Source organism: Aquabacterium sp. (assembly GCF_036279655.1).
Lineage (GTDB): Bacteria > Pseudomonadota > Gammaproteobacteria > Burkholderiales > Burkholderiaceae_C > Aquabacterium.
Map to the genome: position 1 here is coordinate 1 of NZ_DASUIT010000121.1, position 2882 is coordinate 2882.

The following is a 2882-nucleotide window of genomic DNA, read 5'->3' on the forward strand; positions in this document are numbered from 1 at the left end:
CCCAGAAGCCGGTACCCAGGGCCAGGCCGACCACGCCCGCAGCCAGTGGCCACAGGAGGTAGTCCTTCTTGATTTGGCGCCACATCTTGGCGCGGGTGGTGGGCCACAAGGCCTTGATGCGGGCCTTGGTGGCCTCGCGCGTGGTGCGCAGACGCTCCATCTCCATGTTGTGGATGGCGATGGCCCACTCGAACAGGAAGGCCACGATCACCGAGTAGATGGCCTGGGTGAGGTTGCGTCGCTCCCAGGGAACGTCGTCCGACAGGCGCAGCATGCCGTAGCCGAAGTCGCGGTCCAGCCCCAGCACATTGGTGTAGTGGTGGTGCATGTAGTTGTGGAAGTGGCGCCAGTCTTCCTTGGAGCAGGCGTTGTCCCAGTCATGGGACTGACCGTCAAAGCGCGGGTCATTGAGCCAGTCGTACTGGCCATGGATGACGTTGTGCCCGAACTCCATGTTCTCCAGGCACTTGGACAGGCCCAACAGGCCCGAGCCCAGCAGCCACGCCGGCCACCAGGTGCCTGCCAGGGTCAGCAGACCCCGACCGGCCGATTCGCAAGCCCGGATGGCATAGAGCAGCCGCCGGATGTAGCGCGCATCGGCCTCGCCCAGTTGCTGGCGGGTCTCCTCGCGCAGATCGTCGAGTTCCCGGGCGAAGGCCGCGAAGGCTTCGGTGGTCTGAGGTCCTGGGGCGGTGCGGGTGTTCACCGCGCTCAGGCCTTCTCGGGCAGCATCGAGTCGACTTCGATGGTGACGGCCTTCTGCGAGCCACCGGGCAGACTGTAGCGGGCAATGCGCTTGAACACCGTCAGCAGTTGCGGGATGAAGTAGCCGGTGTTGTAGGGCACGCGGTACTTGGCGCACACGGCGCGCACCTTGGGCGCCATCTCGATGTAGCGGTTGGCGGGGATGTCCGGGTACAGGTGGTGCTCGACCTGATGGCTCAGGTTGCCGCTGAGCAGATGCAGCAGCTTGCTGCCCTTGATGTTGCTCGACCCCAGGATCTGGCGCAGATACCACTGGCCCTTGGTTTCGTTCTCGATCGACTCACGGCTGAAGGTGTAGATGTCGTCCGTGAAGTGGCCGCAGAAGATGATGGCCCAGGCCCAGAAGTTGCGGATGAAGTTGCCGATCAGGTTGCCGCACAGCACAGCCAGGGCGGTGTCCGTGGCGTGACCGAACAGGGCGCCGACGGCCAGACCGGCCAGGGGCCAGGCGATGTAGTCCTTGCGGACCTGACGCCAGATCTTGGCGCGCACCAGCTTCCATTGGGGTTGCACATCCGCCCACTTGCGGCGGCCAATGACCACCTTGTCCATCTGCATGTCATGGATGGCCACGAACCACTCGAAGAAAGCGGCCAGCAGGAAGGTCAGCAGCAACTGGAAGGGGTGCAGCCAGCTCCAGCGCAGGTCATTGGACAGGCGCAGCATGCCGTAGCCGAAGTCACGGTCCTTGCCGATGACGTTGGTGTAGGTGTGGTGCACGAAGTTGTGCGCGTGACGCCATTCCTCCTTGGGGCAGGTGTTGTCCCAGTCGAAGGTGTCGCCCTGGAAGCGCGGGTCGTTCATCCAGCTGAACTGGCCATGCATGACGTTGTGGCCCAGTTCCATGTTGTCGACGATCTTGCTGATGCCCAGCAGGAAGGCGCCCAGCAGGAAGGTGGGGGGGAACCAGCCAAACATCAGCAGAGCGCGGCCGAGCGTTTCGGTGGTGCGCACCAGGCGCAGGATGCCGCGGATGTAGCGTGCGTCACGCTCACCGAGGGTGGGCTTGACCTCCTCGCGAATGGCGTCGAGCTCGCGCTCGAAGGCCGCCATTTCTTCCATGCTGCGGGGGCCGATCGTCATCGTTTTGGTGTTCATGATGATGTCCAGAAAGTCAGAATCGTTCGGTTCGCTCAGCCGAGGGCTTCGAGCTTGAGGTCACTGAGCGCGGCACTCACGCACAGGCGCACGGGCTGGCCATCGCCGTCGATGCGCTCGCCGGTGACCAAGTCCTTGATCGAGCCGCTGTGGAGGCGGCAGGTGCACTCGTGGCAGATGCCCTGGCGGCAGCCATGTTTGAGGGCGAAGCCTGCGGTCTCGCCAGAGACCAGCAGGGTCTCGTTGCCGGGGGCGTCGAATTGCAGGGCCTGGCCTTCACGTGCGATCTCGATGTGGTGGCGCACGGACGGATCGCCCGAGGGACGTGCCGGCGCGAAGGCCTCCAGCTTGAGTCGGGCGGCGATGCCAGCGTCTTTCCAGATCTGGCGGGCGGCATCCATCAGGGGGGCGGGGCCGCAGCACCAGGCCGGCAGAGTGCGCCAGCCGGGGGCCTGCTGATCCAGCAGGGCCACGTCCAGCATGGCCTGGGGGCCTGCGGCGTTGCCGGCCGTGTTGGCCACACTCTCCAGCGGCACATAGCGCAAGTTGGACCACTGCGATGCCAGGGTCTCGAGTGCCTTGGCGAAGATGCGGTCTGCCTGGCTGCGCGCGAAGTAGATCAGGGTGACACGGGTGTTCGAGGCGCTGCGACGCAGGTGCTCGATCATGGACATGCAGGGCGTGATGCCGCTGCCGCCGGCCATCATCAGCACCTCGGCCGGCACCGGCGAGGGCAGGGTGAAGTCACCCGCGGCGGCTTCAATCTCGATGATGTCGCCCACCTGGAGGTGGTCATGGATGTGGTTGGACACCCGGCCATCGGCCTGGCGCTGCACGGTGATGGCGAACTGGTCGACCCGCCCGTCGATGGCGCGGGGCGAATAGGCGCGACGGTAGCGCACGCCGTTGATGGTCACGCCGACCATGACGTACTGGCCCGGGGTGAGGCCGGTGAAGGCCGGGCCCGCCTGCAGCACAACGGTGCAGGCCGACGGCGTTTCCTGTTGCTTGCCGGTGAC

At 65.4% G+C, this 2882-nt stretch carries 3 protein-coding genes; all 3 read right to left on the reverse strand.

The window, feature by feature from the left end; genetic code table 11:
- Window positions 1-706, reverse strand: a 706-nt coding sequence (locus VFW84_RS13715) for a fatty acid desaturase family protein (RefSeq protein ID WP_414638994.1), incomplete at its 3' end; no start/stop codon positions are given.
- Between the two features lie 5 nt (window positions 707-711).
- Window positions 712-1863, reverse strand: a complete 1152-nt coding sequence (locus VFW84_RS13720; RefSeq protein WP_329681022.1) for an acyl-CoA desaturase — start codon at window positions 1861-1863, stop codon at window positions 712-714.
- 35 nt (window positions 1864-1898) lie between these two features.
- The coding region (locus tag VFW84_RS13725; RefSeq protein WP_329681023.1) for an iron-sulfur cluster-binding domain-containing protein at window positions 1899-2882 on the reverse strand (984 nt) is incomplete at its 5' end.

Coding starts and splice junctions, on each gene's coding strand:
- VFW84_RS13720 (WP_329681022.1), bottom strand. CDS start 1,863: ATGAACACCAAAACGATGACGATCGGCCCCCGCAGCATGGAAGAAATG.